This is a genomic window from Cryomorphaceae bacterium (genome assembly GCA_007695365.1).
Classification (GTDB): Bacteria; Bacteroidota; Bacteroidia; order Flavobacteriales_D; family SKUL01; genus SKUL01.
Genome location: REDV01000133.1, coordinates 1 through 22,138 on the forward strand (window position 1 = coordinate 1; position 22,138 = coordinate 22,138).

Sequence of the window (22,138 nt, forward strand, 5' to 3'; positions counted from 1 at the left end):
ATTGATATGCTCACGCACCACCGCGCCCACGAAGATCATTTTCCACTCGCAGCAGCCTGGTTCAGGAGGTTTGGTGCTGGGGAGTTTTGAGGTGGGGTTGCGAGCGTTGCGGCTAAACCCATTCTTTTTTCGGTGACTCCTTGAAGTATAGACCTATAAAGAGATTTCCCCCCTCCACTTCTCGTTTCTCGGCGTTCCGGTCGAAATGACAAGAGGGTGTTATTTGGGTTTATGCTTGACCGCTTTCTCTTTGTCATTTCGACCGAAGCAACGACGATAGGAGTTGCGCCCCGAAATGCTTCGGGGGGCGAAATCTCATTCTATTTCCGAATGAAACCGAGAGTTCTCCCCTGAAACCCATTGGGTCAGAATGGCAAAACGAGAAAACCAGGGGCGCACCACCCAATCCCCAATGCTCTATTCACAGTTTTCGGGCAAGGCATGCCTCAAGTTGTCTTGAAATGCCTAACTTGTGCAACCAAACAGAACCAACATATGGACGAGTTGTACAAAATCCTGGTTGCAGGCGGACTGATTCTCGCTCTTATAGTTTTCGCCAAGGTCATAAACAAGCGCCACGAAAACAAGAAGAAGCGTAAAAACCGCTAAAGAGGCTCACTGCTATACCCGACCAAAAGTCCTATCTTCGCGCACCCCGCAGCCCGCGGTGTGGAAATTTGACTTTTAACCCAGGCATTGACTTCATCCCCAAATCCGGTATTGGTTGCCAGCAACATTCACAAGTCGTACGGCGATGTGGAAGTGCTGCGCGGAGTTGACCTATCTGTAAACCGCGGCGAAGTAGTAAGTATTGTAGGACGCAGCGGTGCCGGTAAAACCACCCTGTTACAAATTGCCGGAACCCTAGACCGACCTGACAGCGGCCAGCTCTTCATCAACAACGAAGATGTGCTGAAGCTCAACAACCGCAAAATGGCCGGTTTTAGAAACAAGCACATCGGTTTTATATTTCAGTTTCACCACCTGCTGCCCGAATTTACCGCCATTGAAAATGTGTGTATCCCGGCATTTATTGGTGGTGTGGGTCGCGCGGAAGCCTCAAAGCGAGCGGAAGAGTTGCTGCAATTTTTGGGGCTTTCTCACCGGCTTCAGCACAAACCTTCGGCACTTTCGGGGGGCGAACAGCAACGTGTGGCCGTGGCACGCGCACTCATGAACAAGCCCGATATTGTGTTTGCCGACGAGCCCTCGGGGAACCTCGATTCGGTGAACTCCGAAGAGCTGCACAATCTGTTTTTCAAACTGCGCGACGAATGGGGTCAAACCTTTATCATCGTTACGCACAACGAATCGCTGGCAAAAATGGCCGACCGCACGCTGGTGATGGAAGACGGCCGAATGGTACACACTCAGTGAATCAGAAAGACAAGCAGTTAAGGGGTTTTCTCAACGCCAAGGTGGTGCAGTACAACCAACCCGGTTTTATTGCCAACGACCCTATTAGCCTGCCTCACCGCTTTTCGGAACCCCGCGACATTGAAATCATTGCCCTGCTGGTAGCAACCATTGCCTGGGGGCAACGCACAAGCATTATCCGCAGCGGAGAGCGCATACTGGAGTACATGAACCATGAGCCCTACCAGTTTGTGAGTCAATTTACCCCACACGACCTAAAACCCTTTGAGCAGTTTGTTCACCGCACCTTTCAGCCTTACGACATTCAGTTTTTTCTGCTCCGATTGCAGCATATTGTGCGCACTTTGGGGTCGGTTGAAGCCGCTTTTAAAGGCCACAACGCCGCCGAAGCCATTGCGCATTTCAGAACCGTAATGCTCGCAACACCCCATGAAGCACGCGTGGCCAAGCATATTCCCGACATTGCCCGCGGTGCAGCGGCCAAACGTCTCAATATGTACCTGCGCTGGATGGTGCGAAAAGATGCGTCCGGGGTAGATTTCGGCATTTGGAACAACCTTAGCCCGGCCGGGTTATTCCTGCCGCTCGACGTTCACACAGCCACCGTTTCGCGCAAGCTGGGTCTGCTGCAACGCAAAGCCAACGACTGGTTGGCGGTTCAAGAAGTAACATCCGCACTGCGAAGATTCGATCCCGACGACCCCGTGAAGTACGACTTTGCGCTCTTCTCACTCGGCGCGGAGGAACAATTTTGAAGCCCTGCCATCCGTAATCAATCAATTCCTATCTTTGAGCCTCGATGAAATTTCTCTACCCAGAATTTCTTTATGCGCTGTTTGCGCTGGCTATTCCCCTGATTATTCACCTTTTTAACTTTCGCCGTTACAAGCGGGTGTTGTTTACCAACGTGGCTTTTTTGCGCGAGGTAAACGAAAGAACGCAAAGTACACGCCAGCTTAAACATTTGTTGGTGCTCCTGAGCCGGATGCTCCTACTTGCTGCCTTGGTACTGGCATTTGCCCAACCTGTCATTCCGCGCAAGGACGCGGCCGCCGTGCAGGCCGAAAAGGCCATCAGCATATTTGTGGACAACAGCTTCAGTATGCAGGGCGAAAACGAAGACGGGCTACTCTTTCTTCAGGCGCTGGAATCGGCCCGGAGCATTGCCGCTGCCTACCCGCCCTCTGCCTCGTTTCAGTTGCTCACCCACCAGTTTGAAGGTCGGCATCAACGTTTTCTGGCGCGCGAGGACTTTCTCAACCAACTCGACGAAATTGAAATAGGGCCGCAAGCCCGAAGTCTTAGCGAAATCATTGCCCGTCAGCGCGACCTCCTCAAAACCGCCGACAACAAGGACGCACAGCTTTTTGTGGTGTCGGACTTCCAACAAAATATGTGCGACTTCGACGCGTTGGAACCCGACACGTTGGTTCAAATGCACTTTGTCGTCATCCCTACGCGAGCATCTGACAATGTGTACGTGGACTCTGTGTGGTTCGAAACCCCCTTTCACAACCTCACCCAGCAGGAAAAACTCAACATCCGCATCCGCAATCACAGTGAAAAACAGGTGGATGACATGCCTCTCACCCTTTGGCTCGACGGCCGGCAGGCTGCCGTGGGTTCGTTCAACACCTCACCGCAGAGTTACACCGATACCGCACTGTATTTCAGCAACGACGAGCCAGGCTTCCGCTTTGGCTATGTGGATATTGACGACTACCCGATTACCTTCGACGATCGCTACTACTTTGCTTTCAATGTAGATTCAACCTTGAAGGTGATGGAAATTACCGGTGATCTCCCTCCCGACGGTGCGGATTATTTTTCCAAGCTTTTTGGCGACGACCCGCTCTACGAGTTTGTGCAAACAGGTGTGCGCATGATTGATTACACGGTGATGGAATCGCAGCATTTCATCATTCTGAACCAGCTGAACAGCATCAGTACAGGTCTGACGGATGCGCTTGAGCGCTTTGTGGATCAGGGAGGTGCGGTGTTTTTGGTGCCCGGACTTTCCGTTGACGCCGGGAGCCTCAACGCCGCCATGCTGCGGTTTCGCGGGCCTACTTTCGAAAACGTGGTGCAAAGCGATGCCCGGGTGAATTACCTCGATGCCGAATCGCCATTTTTCGCCAATCTCTTTGAACGCATTCCGCGTAACATGGATTTACCAAGGGTGCTCAGCTACTATAAAATGGTGAGCCGCACCACCAGCAACGACCGCACTTTGATGCGCCTTCAAACCGGCGATGCTTTCCTGAGTCACGTGCCTTTTGGCAGCGGCAGTCTCTACATTTCGGCCGTGCCGCTGCACACCGAAAACAACAACTTTGCGCGTCACGCCACTTTTGTAACCTCGGTATTGAGGATGTCGGAACTCAGCCGGCCTTCCGGTGCCATCAGCTACAACCTGGGGCGCGAAACAGCCATCCCCGCAGGCTCGCGTATTCCGGCCGATCAGGAGGTGTTTACGGTAGAGAGTATGGACGGCAACCTGTCGTTTATTCCGGATTTTGCAAATTTAGAAGGGCGCGGATTCATCTTTGTGCGCGACCATATAGAAGAGGCCGGCCATTATGTGCTCAAGCTCGGCGAAACTGTTGTGGCGGGGCTTGCCTTTAACTACCCCCGCACCGAAAGCGCACTGGATTACTACAGTGGCTCGCAATTACGCGATCAGCTGGATGCCAAGGGCATGCAGGACACGGCGGTGCTCGACAAAACCGGCGATGCATTGGAGGCCAGTCTGCTGCAACTGGAATCAGGACAAAAACTTTGGAAATGGCTCATTTTATTAGCCTTGCTATTCCTCCTTGTTGAAATACTTTTGCTCAAATTCTGGAAATAATGGACTTGCTTATCAAATCGGCAGTGGTGGTGCACAACGGAAGCCCGCACCACATGAAAAAGCGCGACATCCTGATTCGCAAGGGTAAGATTGAAAAAATTGCCGCGCGTATTGAGCACGAGGGCCAGGTATTCAAGGCCTCCAATCTGCACGTGTCCATCGGTTGGTTCGATCTGAGGGCCAATTTCTGCGACCCGGGAAATGAACACCGCGAAGACATCTGCACAGGACTTCAGTCCGCGCGGAAAGGGGGCTTTACAGGCGTGTGCATTGTACCTGAAACTTCGCCGCCGCTTTGCACCAAATCACACATTGATTATGTGCGCAATCGCTCAAAAGGATCTTGTGTGGAGCTGTATCCCTGTGGAACAGTGAGCGCTAACAGAGAGGGCAAGCAAATGGCCGAGCTGTTCGACATGCGCGCATCCGGTGCAGTGGCCTTTACCGACGGCAAGCAGCCCATGGCCAACGCAGCCTTACTGAGCACGGCCATGCTCTATGCCCGCAATTTTAACGGGCTGATCATCACTTTTCCGCTCGAACCTTCACTGAGCAACAAAGGACAAATGCACGAAGGAGATGTAAGCACCCAATTGGGCATGAAAGGAATTCCGGCGCTGGCAGAAGAACTCATGGTAGCCCGCGATTTAAAACTTTGCGAATACAACGAAGCGCGCATTCACTTCACAGGAGTTTCTACAGAAGGAGCACTGAGCCTGATACGCGAAGCCCGCAAGAAGGGCCTGAACGTGAGTTGCGACGTGTATGCACACAACCTGCTGCTCACGGATAAAGACCTCAAAGATTTTGACCAGCAAAAAAAAGTAATGCCGCCTCTGCGCGATGAGCCGCACCGCAAAGCCTTGATTAAGGCACTGAAAGACGGAACCATCAGCGCCATTTGCTCCGATCACTCGCCCTACGAGGTAGAGCGCAAAAATGTAGAGTTTGAGCACGCAGCATTTGGAATCATCGGCCTGGAAAGCTCTTTTGGGGTGCTCAATAAAGCACTTCACAAAGCGCTTCCGCTCGACGCGATTATCGAAAAAATCAGCTCCTCACCGCGCGAAGTGCTCGGTCTGGCGGTACCCGAAATAACCGAGGGTGCTCCGGCAAACCTCACGCTCTTTGACCCTGATGCTGAATGGGTACTGAACAAAAGCGAATTGCGATCTAAAAGCATCAACACACCGTTTTTGGGCGAAACTCTCAGAGGCAAAGCGCTTGCCATTTACAACGATGGCCGCTTGGACCCCTGTGAGAGGTAAAGCTCCAAACCATCATAGGCCAACTCCACGTTTTCGGGAAGCTCGGCAGCTACCTCCTCGTGTTTGCCCATCAGGTGCGAAATGTGTGTGAAGTAAGCCTTTTTAGGCTTCAGTTCTTGTACTAGTGCAATGGCTTCCTCAAGGTTAAAGTGAGAAATGTGTTTCTGTTTACGCAAGGCATTCAGCACGAGCACTTCCGAGCCGTAAGCCTTTTCCTTCTCTTCGTCAGATATGTAATTGGCGTCGGTGATGTAAGTAAAGTCGTCGATACGAAATCCGAGTACAGGCATGCGGTGGTGCATCACTTCAATCGGCACAATGCGCTGCCCGAAATAGTCAAAAGGCTGGCTAGTGATGGGAATCAGGTTAATTTGCGGCACCCCCGGATAGGGATCCTCCTCAAACACGTAATAAAACTCACGGCGGAGAGCCTTCTCCACGGCAGCACTGGCCATTATATCTACCTTCCTTTTCATCAGAAAGTTAAACGAGCGCACATCATCCATTCCCGCTATGTGGTCCTTGTGCTCGTGTGTAAAAAGTACTCCGTGTAATTCGCGCACTCGGGTTTGCAACATTTGCTGCCTGAAATCCGGACCGGAATCAATGGAGATGTTGTGGCCATTGTCCATCTCCACATACACAGATGTTCTCAGGCGTTTATCGCGGGGGTCGCCGGAGGTGCACACCGCACAATTGCAACCAATAACAGGAACCCCCTGTGAAGTACCTGTTCCTGTGAAAACAACTTTCATTTCCTGTGATTTGCGTGGTGAAGGTGGCCAAAAATAATCCTAAAAAATTTGATATTGCAACGAAGCCTGTACCTTTGTCGAAAGCAAAACCTGAACTGTGGAGCGCGTCATTCTTTCCCCCAAGCAAAAAGCACTTAGAATTAACCTCGACCCTGAGATTTACGGGATTTTCGCTGAAATTGGAGCCGGGCAGGAGGTGGTGCGCCACTTTTTCCGGGCAGGAGGCGCTTCGGGTACCATCGCTAAAACCATGTCGGCTTACGACAAAGACTTTAGCGACGCGATATACGGACGCGAAAAGTTTGGCCGCTATGTATGTGAGCCTCGTTTGCGCCAGATGCTCGACCACGAGTACCAGCTTATTATTGAACGATTAAGCCGGGAGAAGCATCCCACCAAGCGCTTTTTTGCATTTGGCAACACCATGGCAACCATCGATTTTCAAAAGCGCTTTCAGGGTCACGGCTGGATGGGGATGAAGTTTCAAACTGCCCCCGACAAAGAGCCCAACACCGTGGTGGTTCACATTCGTTTGCACGAACCTGAATCCGGACTGCAACAGGAGACCATTGGTGTAATCGGCGTAAACCTTATTTACGGTTGCTACTTTTACCACAACAACAGCAAAGAACTACTTAAATCACTGTACGACAACCTTAACCGCGATCAGGTAGAGATTGACATGGTACAGATGGACGGCCCCGATTTTGTCAATGTGGACAACCGCATTCTGAGCTTACAGCTTGTGAAAAACGGAATGACCGATGCGGTGATTTTCAACCCCGACCGCACCAATATGCAAGCGGCAGACGTACTTTACAAGAAAAACATCCTGACGATTCGCGGAAGTTTCCGCCCGGTAACAAAGGTCAATTTCGATATGATTCTGAAGGGGTACAACAAATTTGTAACAGAGCCCCGGGTTGACAAAGAAAAGCTACAGGTGTTGTTTGAAATCACCCTGAACAACCTCAGTGCCGACGGTGAAATTGACGAGCAGGACTTTATTGACCGCGCCGACATACTGTGTACCCTGGGTCAAACTGTACTGATTTCCAACTACCAGGAGTACTACAAACTGGTAGATTACTTCTCGCACCACACCAAAAACCGCATGGGTCTTATTATGGGTGTGGACAACCTATTGGCTCTTTTCAACGAAAAGTACTACCGGGATTTGAAAGGAGGCATCCTTGAAGCGTTTGGAATTCTATTTACCCGCGACCTGAAGATATACCTCTACCCTCGTCGTGAAAGTGATGACAGTGAACTAATTACAACTAATAACTTTCCGGTTCACCCGCGCATCAAGCCACTCTACGACTACCTGGTGTACAACGGGCGGATTGTGAACATTGAAGACCACGACGAAAGCGTTTTACAGATCTCATCACGCGAGGTATTGCGCATGATTCGTGAAGGGGAACCGAATTGGGAGCCCATGGTTCCGAACTTTGTGGACACCATCATTAAAAGCAATCAGCTTTTTGGTTACCACCCGGATAACGGCAGCGGAAAACCAGGTGATGAGCAGGTGGAAAACCCCGAAGAGAAAGAGGCCTGATCAGGCGGGCACGGGGCAAAGCTGACGCACCTTGTCGGCAGCATAATCAATTTCTTCTTCCGTATTGAATCGGCTGAAAGAGAAGCGCACGCTGGTATTTTTCATCATGCCATACACGCCTTGCAGAACATGCGATCCCGAGGTTGCCCCGCTGTTGCATGCGCTCCCTCCAGACACGGCCACGCCTTCTATATCAAGCATAAACAGGAACATTTCTGCGTTGCTGCAATCGGCAAATCGCGCGTTTAACACCGTGTAGAGTGATTGGTTTACACAACCGTTAAAATCAATACCGGGCACTTGCTCTTCGAGAAGTTTGCGCATTTTGTTTTTGAGTGCCGTGATGTGGCGTTGATGCTCATCCATGTGCGCCCAGGCCCGATCAAAAGCAGCTCCGAGGCCCACGATGCCGTAGAGGTTTTCGGTGCCGCCGCGGTGATTCCGTTCCTGACCGCCGCCCACAATCAATGGCTGCAATTGCGACGGGTTTCGGGCATAGAGAAATCCCACACCTTTCGGACCATGAAATTTGTGTGCCGAAGCGGTGACAAAATCCACAGGAAGTTCTTTAAGATCAAAGCGATAATGCGCCATGGTTTGCACTGTATCCGAGTGAAAAAGGGCGTCGTACTGGCGACACAGCATTCCTACAGCGTGTATGTCTGTGAGGTTTCCGATTTCATTGTTGGCGTGCATGAGCGATACAAATGAGCGCTCACCGGCATCGCGAAGCAATTCTTCGAGGTGGTTCATGTCCACGTGCCCCACTTCGGTGAGGTTGACAAAAGACACCTTGATAAGACCACGGCTGGCGTAGCGCTCCAGCGTGCTCAAAACAGCCTTGTGCTCAATACGCGAGCTGATAAAATGCTTAATACCCGCGTCGAAAATTCCGCAGTGAATGGCCATGTTGTCGGCCTCGGTACCTCCTGAGGTGAAGACAATCTCAGCGGGGGTACAATTCAAAGATGCAGCGATGCGACGGCGCACTGTTTCAATTCCGGCGCGTGCACGTCTGCCAAACTGGTGGCTTGACGAAGGGTTTCCGAACTCGTTTTCCAGAAAGGGCAACATGGTTTTGAGCACCTCCGGATCGAGCGGTGTGGTGGCAGCGTTATCGAGATATACCTTCATTTTGAGCAGTGTTTTCGGCAGACATCATGCGAAGTTACCCAATTTCTGCCTGAATTCGGCGGCCAATTTCGTCGGCCAATTGGATTGCTTTGGACTCCGAAATTCCCTCGCTGTAAATCCTGATAATGGGTTCGGTGTTGGATTTCCGCAAATGCACCCATCCGTCTTCAAAGTCAATTTTCACGCCGTCGGTAGTATTGGGCTCAAGGTCTTTATAGGAGTCTTTGATGGTGATCAGCAGGGCATCCACATCCATTCCAGGTCTCAGTTCAATCTTGCGCTTGGTCATGTAGTAAGCTGGCAGGGCTTTTCGCAGCTCGGACGCTGCCTTTCCGGAACGGGCCATATAACTCAAAAACAAGGCTATTCCAACCATTGCATCACGTCCGTAGTGCAGTTCAGGATATATGATTCCGCCGTTTCCTTCGCCACCGATTACCGCATTGCTGTGCTTCATAGCTTCCACCACATTCACTTCGCCCACTGCGGCTGCGCGGTACTGTTGGTTGTACTTTCGCGTAACATCACGCAGAGCCCGTGAGGACGAAAGATTGGACACCGTATTTCCGGGTTGGCGGCTCAAAACGTAATCTGCCACCGCCACAAGGGTATATTCCTCGCCAAACATGGTTCCGTCTTCGCAAATCAACGCAAGCCGGTCCACATCGGGGTCTACCACAATGCCAAGGTCTGCTCTGCTTTCAACCACCCTGGCCGAAATTTCGGTAAGGTGCTCCGGTAATGGTTCCGGGTTGTGCGGAAACTCGCCTGTAGGTTCACAGTACATGGGAATGACTTCATCCACGCCCAGGCGCTCGAGCAAAGGCAACAAGGCCAGTCCGCCGGTGCTGTTTACCGCATCAACCACCACTTTGAGATTGGCATTGGCGATTGTATGCGTATCCACCAGAGGCAGTTGAACAATGGCGTCTATGTGCGCTTCAATGGCGTCTTCAAGTTCCGTTACGGTTCCGAGAGCATCCACATCGGCAAATCCGAAATCCTCCTTTTCGGCGAGTGAAAGCACGTCCGCTCCATCCTGACCAGAGATAAACTCACCCCGCTCGTTAAGAAGTTTTAAGGCGTTCCATTGACCGGGGTTATGACTGGCGGTCAGAATAATACCTCCCTGGGCCCTTTCGCGCACCACAGCCATTTCTACTGTGGGGGTTGTGCTCAGACCTGCATCCAGCACATCTATTCCCATTCCCTGTAGCGTAGCCGAAACCAAAGCAGACAGCATGGCTCCGCTTTTTCTGGCATCGCGACCAACAACAACTTTGCAGGGTGCTCCGGCGTGCCGCTTCCTGAGCCATTGCCCATAGGCGGCTGAAAATCTCACAATATCAATGGGCGTCAGGTTATCGCCAACCGGGCCTCCAATGGTACCCCTGATGCCTGAAATGGATTTTATTAACGTCATGGCGCGAAATATTTGTGCAAAGGTACCGTTCCGTGTGGAAACCTGCCGTTTCGAGTTATTCAAAAGCCCATTGTGGAAAATAAAACCAGACCCCGTGCGCAGCGCAGGTGGATTGATTACATTTGTTAGCGACCGAATCTAAACCGCATGACGGAATTTTCAGATGATTTTCACGCAGAGGAACAAGAGAGCATCACGCGATTTTTGCAGGCCCTGAAACACGGTGAAGTGCCTTATTTTGATGTTCATGAGTTCGAAAACATCATAGATTATCTCCTTGAGCAGGGCGAGCACAGCCAGGCCAAAAAAGCAGCATCGGTTGCCCGTCGTATTCATCCTCAATCCGTTGACCTCAAGCTGATGGCTGCCCGTGTACACAGCGTACACGGAGAGCTGGATCTGGCACTGCACCTGATTAACGAGGTTCAAAAAGTGGACAGGCAAAACGAAGAACTCTTTTACCTCAAGGCCGGCATCCACGCTCAAATGAAAGACCACAACCGATCCATTGAAAATCTCAGGATTGCCAAAGAACTAAGTGGTGATTTTAAGGACGAAATCCTTCTTGATATCGCCTACGAGCAAGAAAACCTTGAAGACTTCAGCAGTGCCATTGACAGTTTACGGGAAGCACTCTCCATCAACCCGAACAATGAAGCTGCATTACACGAACTGGCACATTGCTACGAATCCATGAATAAGCTGGATGAGCTTGTGATTTTTTACCAACAGTTCATTGATAATCAACCATACTCAGGTACCGCGTGGTACAATTTAGGCAATGCCTTTTTCAAGCTGGAAGATTACGAGCGGGCCATGGAGGCATACGATTATTGTTTGGCCATTGACGAAAATTACACGCTCGCTTTGTACAACCGGGCCAACTCTTTGATACAACTGGAGCGCTATCCGGAGGCTGTGCGCGAATTTGAAGCGGTAATGGCTGCCGAGGGCATAGGCGCGCATACATTGTGCTACATCGGTGAGTCCTACGAGAAAATGAACGACCTGCAGGCGGCATCTGAGCATTATTTGCACGCCCTCGAGATTGACGACACCTTTACCGATGCCATGATTGGAATGGCGGTAGTGAATGAAATGCTCAACGAGCAAGAGGCCGCTGCACGATGGCATAAAAAAGCGCTGAAAATTTGTCCCGAGTCGGCTGCGTACTGGCATATGTACGCCATGTGGGCCGTGAAAAACAAGCGTCAAAGGCTGGCTACAAAGGCGTTCAAGCAGTCGCTGAAGCTGGATGAGCTCCAGGCCGACGCTTGGGAAGACTACGGCACTTTTCTGGCAGAAACCGGAAAAACAGACGAAGCGTGTGAAGTACTTGCCAGAGGATTTCAGCTGAATCCCGATGACTGGAACCTTGTGTACCGCATGATTTGGTACAGCCAAAGCAACGCAAAGTCGGAAGAAGTGGGGGAGTTACTATCTTTGGCGGCTCAAAACGACCCCGAAGGACTGACGCAATTCCTAAAAGATAACCCCGAGGCATTAAGGTGTTCTTCCTTTGCCACCCATTCGGGGTCGCTCAAACCAAAAGAATGAATTTTACCCTACCATACATTCCCGAGCGCACTGCTCACCCCCGCAACAACGGGTTAACGATGATGATGGACAAAGGGCTTAGCTGGAGAGAAGCTGAGAACTTTGTGGCTTCTTCGGCCCCCTATTGCGACCTTGTAAAGTTTGGCTTCGGCAGTTCCATGATTACGTCGGATCTTGAGAAAAAAATTGCCATCTACCACGAGGCCGGAATGAAAGTCTATTTCGGCGGAACGCTTTTCGAAGCTTTTGTAGCGCGAGGTATGTTTGACGATTACCGGAAGCTACTCAAAAAGTTTAAGCTTCAGTGCGCCGAAGTTTCGGATGGCTCCATCGAAATCAACCACAAGCAGAAGTGCACCTATATCAAGCAATTGTCTGAAGACTGCACCGTTCTTTCTGAGGTTGGCTCCAAGGAAGAAGGCATTTTGATTAGTCCGGCCAAATGGGTGCGCATGATGAGCAACGAGTTGAAGGCGGGATCCTGGAAAGTAATTGCCGAAGCCCGCGAGAGTGGGAATGTGGGTATTTACAGGCCAAACGGGACAGCACACAGCATGTTGGTGAACAAGATTCTCAACAAAATCAAGGCTGAAGACATTTTGTGGGAAGCGCCTCAGAAACCACAGCAAGTGTGGTTTATCAAGCTGATTGGAGCAAACGTTAACCTCGGTAACATTGGCCCTCACGATGTGATTGCACTCGAGTCGCTCAGGCTGGGGCTCAGAGGTGACACCTTTTTCGACCACTTACCTGAAGAGGTGGGCGAAAAACTGAAACAAATTCAATGAAAACCATAACGGCAGAAGAACTCAGGGAGAAACTTTTATCGGGCTCTCCGGTTCAGGTTATTGACCTGCGCGAGGCGTATGAACGAGATATTTGCAGCCTGAACAGCGAGCATATTCCGTTGGGCGATTTGCTCACCCAGTTGCATCAATTGAGAAGAGATGTTCCTGTTGTGCTTCACTGCAAAGGCGGAGACCGAGCCAAAGCGGCCGTTGCTGCGCTGCATCAAAAACACGGTTTCGACAATGTGTACAACCTTGAGGGTGGTATTATGGCTTGGGCTGAGCGCATAGACCCTTTGATGGAAAAATACTGAGCACTGTGAGCCGAACGCTTTCTCAAAAGTTACTGCTAAGCGCCAAAGGTCTGGCCATGGGTGCCGCCGACGTTGTTCCCGGCGTGAGTGGTGGAACCATTGCGTTCATCACCGGCATCTATGAGGAACTACTCTCAAGCATCGCCCAGATCAACATGGAGGCCTATCGCGTACTGCGACAATCGGGCTGGAAGGCATTCTGGGAGCGAATCAATGGCACCTTTTTTCTGTTTCTCTTTGCCGGAGTCGGAATCAGCATTGTAAGTCTTGCCCATCTCATTCAAAAACTGCTTACCGACTACCCCATTCCTACCTGGTCGTTTTTCTTTGGGCTCATCATGGCCTCGGTGGCGGTGGTTTATCAAAGAATCAAGAAACCCGGGTTACCACAGGTATGGGCAGCTCTGGCACTCGGCGCTATTGTGGCCTATTTCATTACACTGGCCACCCCCGCGGCCGGCACCGACAATCTGTTCTATCTGTTTTTCTCCGGCTCCATCGCCATAGTGGCTATGATACTGCCGGGCATATCGGGTAGTTTTATTCTCCTTTTGCTCGGTGTGTATCTCACGGTGATGGAGACCATCAGCCAATTTACAGGAGCCATCAAAAACATGGACAGCGCAGCTCTTGTGGGTTCAGGCAGTAAACTCATTGTATTTGCGTTGGGGTGCGCAGTGGGGCTGATGCTCTTTGCCCGCGCACTGAAGTGGCTGTTTCAAAAGGCCCACGACCTAACGATTGCCGTTCTCACAGGGTTTTTGATTGGCTCGCTGAATAAGGTCTGGCCCTGGAAAAAAGTGGTTAGTACTTTTGTAAAATACGAAGGAACACCACGCGAAAAAGTAGTACCACTCGTAGAACGCAACGTGTGGCCCGGGCAGTTCACCCATCTCACAGACAACGACAACCAGCTCATTTTTGCCGGGTTGGCTGCTTTTGCCGGTCTCGCACTGGTACTGATTCTCAACCGGTATTCACCCAAAAAAGCATGAGGGTATACGGGCTCATAGGCTACCCGCTGCACCATTCGTTCTCCAAAACTTATTTCGCGGCAAAATTTGAGCGTGAAGGCATAAAAGATGCCGTTTACAGGAATTTTGAGATAGAAGATATCCGGGATTTCACATCATTGCTTGAGTCCAATAGAGCGTTATGTGGACTGAATGTTACGATACCATACAAACGAGCAGTCATTCCATTTCTCGACGGGCTCGATCCTCATGCTGAGACCATAGGTGCTGTAAACACCATCCACTTTTCAGACGGGAGAAAAACCGGATACAACACTGATTGGATCGGGTTTCGGCAAAGTTTGGAGCCTTATTTAAAACCTTATCACGACAAAGCCCTTATTTTGGGCAGCGGTGGTGCGTCTCTGGCTGTTCAGTATGCTTTGAAACAGATGCGCATTGATTTTCTGGTCGTGTCACGGAGCCTGGGCACCCACCACCTATCCTATTCGGACCTCAGCAAAGATTTGTTGAAAGACCACAGGCTTATTCTGAATACCACGCCACTGGGAACAACACCCAATGTTGAAAGCATGCCCCCCATCACTCTTGAAGGCATCGGAAGCAAACATCTTGTTTTCGACTTGATATACAACCCTCCTCAAACCCGGTTCATGATAGAATCTGAAAAACTTGGCGCCCAAACCTTGAACGGATACCAAATGTTGGTTGCACAGGCCGAGGCTGCGTGGGACATATGGCTACATGGTTACCAACCCTAAAACAACTGCTCTTTGGATGAGCAGACAATATCTAAAAAAACCTAAATTGATTCACAAAAAATAGCGCCAATCCGAATAATTGGCTTATCTTGTATTTAATTTCATTTGAAATTCAAACATCCAAGCGCCCCCTTATTCATAGCAGGGCACGTAAAGAAAGTTCAAGAACGATGGGAAGACCTCCAACAAGACCGGTTAAGCTCAAAGATGGTTATTACATAGAAGTGCGCAATAAAGGCTCCAAGGCCGGCGTGAAGATCCGCAGGGATACCGAGGAAGAATTGAAACAGTCTATCAAGAAGTACGAGAAATCTAAAGAGGTTATCATTTTGGGTGAGTCCAAAAATGGCAAGTGGGTGAACGATAACCCTGTAGTTCATAAGCCCTCATCGTAACCTTACTTTAAGATGGTGAGCAAATCTGTTACAGGCATCCCCTTTTTGCTTGTGACCTGGTTTGTCATATCCAATAATGCGTACTTTCGGATGTGATGAAACGCTCCGAAAGTCCTTGTCTTTTCAAATCTATTGTGTTATTTGTGTGCATCATGTCTTCCGACATGATCTTCGGCGCTCAATCAGACACCCTGCGCTTTTTGACCATTCGTCCGGGTTACTCATGGATGCAGGGGCGCGACGTTGGAATGTCGCCGTTGTTGTACAGTGGCAGCCATTTTCACGGTCAAATTGGACTGGAAAAGACCAAGGACAGGTGCTTGAAGGTGCTGCAACTGGATCTGACCTTTGGAGAAATGACCACACCGTCGCTGCCCAAAGGGCGCCGCTCCCGTGCCTTAAGCGGGCAGGTTCAAATGAACTATGCACAACAGTATAACCTGAAGTCCTGGAAAGAAGGCCGGCTGCAATGGTTTCTGGGCGGATCCTGGATGAACTTCCTCACCTTGAGGTTCCATCAGCGATACCTCAACAACAGCCTCAATTACGAATTCAGCTCCTCTATAGGGCCCTCAAGTAGTTTGCGATACAACACCGAAATATTTGGTAAGCCCTATGAATGCTTTGCTAGAATGGATGTCCCCTTGCTGGCTTTTAACCTTCGGCCATCGTTCGCCAGCTCAATTCCTGAGGGGTATATTGCTCAGGAAAGAAGTGATGTGCGCGCTTTTTTTGACAGCGGTCGATTGCAAACCCTCAATCGCTTTTTCAGGGTCCGCAACGAACTGGGGATTGCCCGCGTGTTGAATAATAAAAACAGATTGGTTATTAGTTACGTTTGGGACTACTACCACATCAGCCACATACACCCGGTTGACGTGGCCCAACACCAAATTTTAATGGGATGGTACTTTTCATTTTGAGCCAAAATAACAAAAGACTTCTGCCCGTGATTCTGGGCATAGCGTGTTTCACAATAGTAAGTTGCGAAAAGCTGTGGATGGGTTCGGATCCTGCCGACGAACCACTTGAAAACTTCGAGGCGTTCTGGAAGACCATGGATGAGAAATACGCATTCTTCACTTTTAAAAACATTGATTGGCAGGCCGTTTACAACGAGTACAGGCCAGAGATCACCGATGACATGTCTAACCTGCAACTATTTAACGTGTTGCGAGACATGATATACAAGCTGAACGATGGCCACACTACCCTGAGCACGCCTTTTAACGTTGCTAGAAACAACAGCTGGTACCTAAGTTCTCCTCCCAACTACAATTACGACGTGATTGAGAGGCATTATCTGGGCGAAAATCACCTTATCATCGGACCGCTTCTGGCCACCGTCATAGATTCGGTTGGCTACGTTCACTACCGCAGTTTTTCGTCGCCTGTTGGTGAGGGTAATCTGAACACTCTGCTCTCAGCGATGCGCAATACGAGGGCGATGATTATAGATGTGAGAAACAACCCGGGTGGCGAAACGCGCTTCGCCGAGCGCGTCGCGGCACGCTTTACCGAGGAGAGAGCTCTAACCCAGTACTGGCTGTACAAGAACGGCCCGGGTCACGATGATTTCAGCCAACCCGAAGAGCGTTACCTGGAGCCTTACGATGGCACGAGATACAACAAACCCGTGGCAGTACTAACCAATAGGCGCAGCTATAGCGCAGCCAATGATTTTGTACTGATCATGAAAGCACTACCGAATGTTACGTTGGTTGGCGACACAACTGGTGGCGGTGGCGGTTTTCCTTTTAACGCCGAGTTGCCCAATGGTTGGCAATATCGTTTTTCCTCGTCGATGACGCTCGCTCCGGACGGTTTTAACGTAGAGCATGGAATTCCGCCGGATGTTCAGCAGGACATGGATCCTGCCGATGAGGCAAACGGTGTGGACACCATCATAGAAAAAGCCCTTGAGCTTCTTAATCAGTAGCTTACTTAATAAGAGAGGTGATGTCGTTATCCATTGGGTCAGTACGTGAGCCGAAGTAAGCCAGCCACTTGCCTTCTGGAGAGACCAGGAACTTGTTGAAATTCCACCCTACCGTTTCGCTGGCTACACCGTTGAGCTCTTTGTTGGTGAGCCACTGATACACCGGGTGTTGATCTTTCCCTTTGACGTCAATTTTAGAGGTCATCGGAAAGGTTACGCCGTAGTTTTTCTCGCAAAACTGAATAATTTCCTCCTCGGTGCCCGGCTCCTGCTTCATGAACTGATTACTAGGAAAACCAATCACAACGAGATTATCCGGGAACTTCTCTGCCAGTTCCTGCAATGGAGCGTACTGCTTGGTAAATCCACATTTGGAGGCCACATTTACGAGTAGTACGTACTTACCCTTGAATTGCTCCATTTTCATTTCCTCACCGTAAATATCCATTACTGTGAGATCGTAAAAGTCCGTGGGTTCCATGGTTTTGTCCTGAGCGCCTACGCAACCTGCCAGCACAAGCATGAGCGCGGTAAAAGTGTGTGTGAGTTTTTTCATGATTTTCAATTGTAAGTTTGAAACAAACACGTAGGCAAAAGGTTTGCCTCAAAGGGCGGAGCATCAGTAAAAAGGTACAACCTCAAGAATGAATGGCTCCATTTTCAGCTTTTGGTCCTGTCTTTCAAAGCCGGCAAGGCGGTTGTCTTCCGAACGCACGTAATTACGCATCTCTGCTACTGACGCGTTGGCCCCCAATGAGCCCACCACCTGTGTTGATTTCAGTACTTTGGCATTTCCATCAGCATCCACAAGACAGATCCCCACAACATTTCCGTTTTGAGAAACCACAGGGGCTCCCGAAGCATGAGGCGCAGCATGTAAGTCGGTTTGGTAAAAACGTGCATCCCCATCCAACTCGAGACCGGTAATACTGCCGAGGTACATTTCTCCTCCCGTAGCTACCATAATGGGCGTACCCACGGATGCTTGCAAACCCGACAGGCGATAGGGAATGCGCAGTGTGTTTTCCCACGCCGGACTTGTTACGTGGTAGATGGCTATGTCCAATGCTGCATCGTAAAAAACCGCTTGTGTCCTGAAATCGAGCGTATCGCCCCTTCTTAGCCGTATGGATTTCGCATCCTGCACTTTGCTGTGCTGGGTAATAAAAAAACCTGCCTGACTTATCATAAACGACCTTGCGTTTAGTTTTGGGGCTTCACTCTCCACGACATCCGGTTCATGTATCAGGTTTTCATCGCTAACGGCAGCACCATTTTCTTCAGCCAGGTTATTTGTTGCTGAATCTACGGCTGCTTCAGATAAAGCAGGTGAATGAAGGTAGATTTGTCTGGTGGCAAAAAAAGTAATCACTCCTGTAGCCAACACAACCAGCAGCCAAAACACCAGCCCCGGACGCTTTCCGCCTCCTTCCACAGATGCCAATTGGGGTTCCGACCAATCACGGGATTTGAAAATCTCATCCAATTTTTCGTGGAGCTGTTGATAGACCTTGAGTGCAGCAATAGAATCTCGTAATGCGCTGTAAGCCAAAAAAACTTGCTCCAAAGCACCATTCTCCCTGCGGGCCTCAGCAAAACCACTTTTCTCGTCTTCGGTTGCCTGGCCGGTATAGTGTTTCCTGAATTCCAATAGCTGTTCTTGCGTCACATCGAGTTCGTCACCATCCAGAAGCTTTGCGATGGCCTTGAAGTAATTTTTGGCAGCGCTTGTGCTATCGCTAAAGCCCATACGCATTCCAATCTCTTCCAGGGGAACGTCATGAGCCAGGTGCTCGTTGACAAATGTACGGCCCGGTTCTGCGAGGTTTTTGATCCGTTCTTCGGTGGCTTTCACAGTATGCAGGGTTTTCCTGAGAAAGCCCGGATCCATCTCAAGAAACTCCGAGACATGAAGCATGGAGGTTGGGTTGGCCTTTTTGGAGCGCATTTGTTCTTGCCACAACACGCGCACTACCGAGTACATAAACACCCCCATATCTTTCTGACCATCGGAGTGATGTACAAGAAGAAACACCGCGTCGTGGAAGCAGTCACGCGCTTCATCCATGGTTCCCTTGTTCAAGGTTACAAAACGCAACACTTCAGGAAAATACTGTGCATACAACCTCCCCAGAGCTTCAGAGCTTCCGTTTTGAATATCAGATAGCTGGATGGAATCTTTCATTTACACAGCAATGGCTTTCGCATTTGAAAGCTTATTTTCTCAATACGAGTTTAAGGGTTTGTTCTTTGCCGGTTGCAGGCTCCACTACCCGAACAAAATACAATCCGGTATTGAGCCCGGTTGGCAAATCAATCTCCCAGTTGGTTCCCTCATTGGCAGGTTCCTGCATTCTAAAAACCTCTCTACCGCTGACGTCAATTACAACAACCTGCAATTGATCGAGTGTACGCGGAATAAAGAGCCTGAAAACGTCAGTAGCCGGGTTCGGGAAAATGGAATAACTCAGCTCCGGCTCCGGAATCACAGAAGCAAAGCCATCACAGAAGTCGTATTCAATGGTCACAGTCGCTTGATCCTCATTGCACGGCCCGGAAACAGTGTAGGTAAACTGATACACTCCCGGAGCTTGAAGTGAGTTCAGAAACAACACGTTGCCAAGTAGTGCCCCGGTATCATCATCATCCGTCCATATACCTCCGGAGGTTTCACCATCCAGTAGGCCAGGCATCACAATAGAGCCTGTATTGCTTTGGCAAACGAAGACGGTTGTATCGCTTCCAGCACTAACGACGGTTTCCTCTTGCTCAATCATAAACACCCCAATCCCGAATTCCGCATCACTTGTGCTACCAAGCCGCAAAACGTACGTGGAGCCTTGAAAGGTGGGGAAAGTCACCGAAGCTGACAGGTCATTACAATCCGCCTCATCGCTACATGCCAGTACGGTCAAATCGTCGTTTTCGCAGGTACCCTCAAACACTACCATCCTTGTGTTGAAGGTACTCAAAGCGCAATTGGTCCAGGTGGCCTCTCCGGTACAGGGAGCTGTAAAGAAATACCACAGGTCGTTGTGCACCTGATCGAAGCTACAATTACCGCCTTCAAGAGGCTCGCCCCATGTAGAAGAGAACTCAAGAGTAAATGAATTCCATTGATTGCTGAACACCTGATCAATATCAAGGCAACCCACATTGAAGTTTTGCGGGTAGCAATCAGCTGAAAGAAAAGGCGATCCGCTTATGCAAGCCGCATTTGAAAGGGATTGCAAGGATAGGGACACCTGGCTGTTGTTGGGAAAGGGCCCGAAGGTATATATCCCGGGAACATCCACAAAAACAGTTGAGTCAGTGCCGTTAACCACAAGTTCATACGGAGGGTTATTACCTATGTTTACAACAGTGGCGCTTACAAAAAACCCGTCAAAATCGTCAATTCCGGTACACATCGTTTGATAGCCGACCACGGGCATCACGCAGTTATCTTCCATACATGTTTCAACCAGGTTGAAAGTTCCGGAGCCCCCTCCTGAACCCGGAAATTCACCAAGACGCAGGTAGTACGTCTCTCCCTCCAGCACATCCCAGGTAACAGCAGATTGAAGGCTACCACTAACATCGTCATTGCAGGCTACGACGTTAATCATGTTTTCAGGACAATAGGCAGCATATACAGCAATGCGGGTATCGAGAAAAGTGCCGTTTAACGTTGAAAATTCAGCCTGTCCATCGCAAGAAGCCGTATAGCTGTACCAAACGTCTTTATCTATTTGATTGCCTCCAAAGAATGTACATGTCTGGTCTCCAAAGTGAGAGGGGCCTGTAGTGGTAGCAGTAAAGGTATTGAAAGGGATTCCGAAAGATGGTGTAATCACCTCAGCCCCTTCGCAGGCATCATTAGGCGGGGGTTCCTGACCACAAACTTCTTCCAAAGAAAAGGTACCTGCTCCACCGTTGCTAAAAGGACTGTTTCCGATTCGTATGGTGTACTCCTGCCCTTGTTCCACATCCCAGTTCACAATGCTCTGCCCAAAACCCTGGAAATCATCATTGCAATCAATGAGGGTTGACAGATCTTCCGGGCAGCCTCCAAGGTACACCGCAATGCGTGTGTCTAAGGTGGTTCCTCCTAGTGTGCTCACGGATGCCAATCCGTCACAGGAGGCGGTATATGAATACCAAATATCATTGGGGAACTGATCATCATCCCACAAAAAGCAGGTAAAGTCTCCTTCGTGGCTCGGGCCATCGGTTGATGCACCCAGGGTACTGAAAGGAATTGCCGCTGATGGCGTAACAAACTCAGCATCTGAACACAAATCATTTGCAGGCGGATCTTCTCCGCCGCAAGATTGAATCAGGTTGAAAGTTCCGTTTCCGCTTCCCGGGCCGGGAGATTCACCGATACGAATGGCGTACACACCATTGTTAACAATAGGCCAACTCACAGAGCTTTGCAAGGAGCTACCAAAGTTATCGTTACAAGCAAGCAGGTCATTGGTAGTGGGAATACAATTGAAATTGTAAACCGCAATCTTAGTATTGAGCGTGGTGCCTCCTACGGTTGAGACCGTTGCCTGCCCGTCGCAAGTGGCGGCATAAATGTACCACACGTCATTCTCAATCTGGGCTTCTCCGTTTACCTCACAATTTTCTTCACCGAAATGTGGAAGTCCGTCCGTTGTTGCGCCAAATGTGGTAAAAGGAATACCGTTGGCAGGATTGATAAACTGAGCATCCCAACAGTTGTCATTGGCCGGTGGCCCGGGGCAATTTATCATGGTGATTTCTACGGTTGAAGATTCGGGGCCTGCGCCCACGTCAACCGTGTAGGTGTAGATTCCACCCTCACTTGTTCCGGGCACGAAAGTACCATCGGGCACTTCTATTCCTGAGGGGTCAACCCAAGAACCACCTGGGCTGGGATTGCCCTGCAGGGCATCAATAAGTTGAAAAGGATTATGTTGGATGCAGACACTGATGGAAGTGCTCACACCGGGATCAGCCAGTAACCCAAGGGGTAATGACAAAAGAACGAGGGCGGCAAAGGTTCGATACATGCTACTGATTGTTTGGA

At 49.9% G+C, this 22,138-nt stretch carries 20 protein-coding genes; 14 read left to right on the forward strand and 6 right to left on the reverse strand.

The features are described 5' to 3' along the window. Positions 1-360: 360 nt before the first annotated feature. From EA392_13605 to EA392_13625, 5 genes are all read left to right on the forward strand, one after another. Entirely contained in the window at positions 361-609 is a 249-nt protein-coding gene (locus EA392_13605) for a hypothetical protein (protein TVR37067.1), read from the forward strand. A gap of 87 nt (positions 610-696) precedes the next feature. Continuing rightward, positions 697-1,377: an ABC transporter ATP-binding protein gene (locus tag EA392_13610; GenBank protein TVR37068.1), complete on the forward strand. Its 681-nt coding sequence runs from the start codon at positions 697-699 to the stop codon at positions 1,375-1,377. Next, positions 1,275-2,132, forward strand: coding sequence for a TIGR02757 family protein (locus EA392_13615; protein ID TVR37069.1), 858 nt, complete (start codon positions 1,275-1,277; stop codon positions 2,130-2,132). Before EA392_13610 ends, EA392_13615 begins: the two co-directional genes overlap by 103 nt. A gap of 44 nt (positions 2,133-2,176) precedes the next feature. After that, positions 2,177-4,228, forward strand: a complete 2,052-nt coding sequence (locus EA392_13620) for a hypothetical protein (GenBank protein TVR37070.1) — start codon at positions 2,177-2,179, stop codon at positions 4,226-4,228. Beyond that, positions 4,228-5,496: a dihydroorotase gene (locus EA392_13625; protein TVR37071.1), complete on the forward strand. Its 1,269-nt coding sequence runs from the start codon at positions 4,228-4,230 to the stop codon at positions 5,494-5,496. Before EA392_13620 ends, EA392_13625 begins: the two co-directional genes overlap by 1 nt. On the opposite strand, the gene EA392_13630 is transcribed toward EA392_13625, so the two are convergent. Then, positions 5,460-6,251, reverse strand: a complete 792-nt coding sequence (locus EA392_13630; GenBank protein TVR37072.1) for an MBL fold metallo-hydrolase — start codon at positions 6,249-6,251, stop codon at positions 5,460-5,462. The two genes, EA392_13625 and EA392_13630, sit on opposite strands and share 37 nt — an antisense overlap. Positions 6,252-6,348: 97 nt before the next feature. Between EA392_13630 and EA392_13635 the strand changes: the two genes are divergently transcribed. Then, positions 6,349-7,815: a TonB-dependent receptor gene (locus EA392_13635; GenBank protein ID TVR37073.1), complete on the forward strand. Its 1,467-nt coding sequence runs from the start codon at positions 6,349-6,351 to the stop codon at positions 7,813-7,815. Here EA392_13635 and EA392_13640 read toward each other — a convergent pair whose 3' ends face one another. Together EA392_13640 and glmM are read right to left on the reverse strand one after the other, a co-directional pair. Further along, positions 7,816-8,949, reverse strand: coding sequence for a cysteine desulfurase (locus tag EA392_13640; GenBank protein ID TVR37074.1), 1,134 nt, complete (start codon positions 8,947-8,949; stop codon positions 7,816-7,818). 34 nt (positions 8,950-8,983) lie between these two features. Beyond that, positions 8,984-10,372, reverse strand: a complete 1,389-nt coding sequence (glmM, locus tag EA392_13645) for a phosphoglucosamine mutase (GenBank protein TVR37075.1) — start codon at positions 10,370-10,372, stop codon at positions 8,984-8,986. A 147-nt stretch (positions 10,373-10,519) separates the two neighbouring features. Between glmM and EA392_13650 the strand changes: the two genes are divergently transcribed. From EA392_13650 to EA392_13685, 8 genes are all read left to right on the forward strand, one after another. Continuing rightward, complete coding sequence (locus EA392_13650) at positions 10,520-11,929, forward strand: tetratricopeptide repeat protein (GenBank protein ID TVR37076.1); 1,410 nt, start codon at positions 10,520-10,522, stop codon at positions 11,927-11,929. Next, the gene (locus EA392_13655) at positions 11,926-12,717 is read left to right on the forward strand and encodes a phosphosulfolactate synthase (GenBank protein ID TVR37077.1); all 792 of its coding nucleotides are present in this window, start codon (positions 11,926-11,928) and stop codon (positions 12,715-12,717) included. The genes EA392_13650 and EA392_13655 overlap by 4 nt, the downstream gene beginning before the upstream one ends. Further along, on the forward strand, positions 12,714-13,031 hold the full coding sequence (locus tag EA392_13660) for a hypothetical protein (protein ID TVR37078.1): 318 nt from the start codon (positions 12,714-12,716) through the stop codon (positions 13,029-13,031). Before EA392_13655 ends, EA392_13660 begins: the two co-directional genes overlap by 4 nt. Positions 13,032-13,087: 56 nt before the next feature. Next, positions 13,088-14,026, forward strand: a complete 939-nt coding sequence (locus EA392_13665) for a DUF368 domain-containing protein (GenBank protein TVR37091.1) — start codon at positions 13,088-13,090, stop codon at positions 14,024-14,026. After that, positions 14,023-14,766: a shikimate dehydrogenase gene (locus EA392_13670; GenBank protein ID TVR37079.1), complete on the forward strand. Its 744-nt coding sequence runs from the start codon at positions 14,023-14,025 to the stop codon at positions 14,764-14,766. The genes EA392_13665 and EA392_13670 overlap by 4 nt, the downstream gene beginning before the upstream one ends. Before the next feature lie 170 nt (positions 14,767-14,936). Further along, positions 14,937-15,161 carry a hypothetical protein gene (locus EA392_13675; protein TVR37080.1) on the forward strand — a complete coding sequence of 75 codons (225 nt, stop codon included), beginning with the start codon at positions 14,937-14,939 and terminating at the stop codon, positions 15,159-15,161. Between the two features lie 152 nt (positions 15,162-15,313). After that, positions 15,314-16,084 (forward strand): hypothetical protein, encoded by a 771-nt coding sequence (locus EA392_13680; GenBank protein TVR37081.1) that lies wholly within the window; start codon positions 15,314-15,316, stop codon positions 16,082-16,084. Next, the gene (locus EA392_13685) at positions 16,066-17,100 is read left to right on the forward strand and encodes a peptidase S41 (protein TVR37082.1); all 1,035 of its coding nucleotides are present in this window, start codon (positions 16,066-16,068) and stop codon (positions 17,098-17,100) included. The genes EA392_13680 and EA392_13685 overlap by 19 nt, the downstream gene beginning before the upstream one ends. Position 17,101: 1 nt before the next feature. On the opposite strand, the gene EA392_13690 is transcribed toward EA392_13685, so the two are convergent. From EA392_13690 to EA392_13700, 3 genes are all read right to left on the reverse strand, one after another. Then, positions 17,102-17,656 carry a glutathione peroxidase gene (locus EA392_13690; protein ID TVR37083.1) on the reverse strand — a complete coding sequence of 185 codons (555 nt, stop codon included), beginning with the start codon at positions 17,654-17,656 and terminating at the stop codon, positions 17,102-17,104. 63 nt (positions 17,657-17,719) lie between these two features. Further along, on the reverse strand, positions 17,720-19,285 hold the full coding sequence (locus EA392_13695; protein ID TVR37084.1) for a hypothetical protein: 1,566 nt from the start codon (positions 19,283-19,285) through the stop codon (positions 17,720-17,722). Between the two features lie 31 nt (positions 19,286-19,316). Continuing rightward, positions 19,317-22,121: a T9SS C-terminal target domain-containing protein gene (locus EA392_13700; GenBank protein ID TVR37085.1), complete on the reverse strand. Its 2,805-nt coding sequence runs from the start codon at positions 22,119-22,121 to the stop codon at positions 19,317-19,319. Positions 22,122-22,138: the final 17 nt, after the last annotated feature.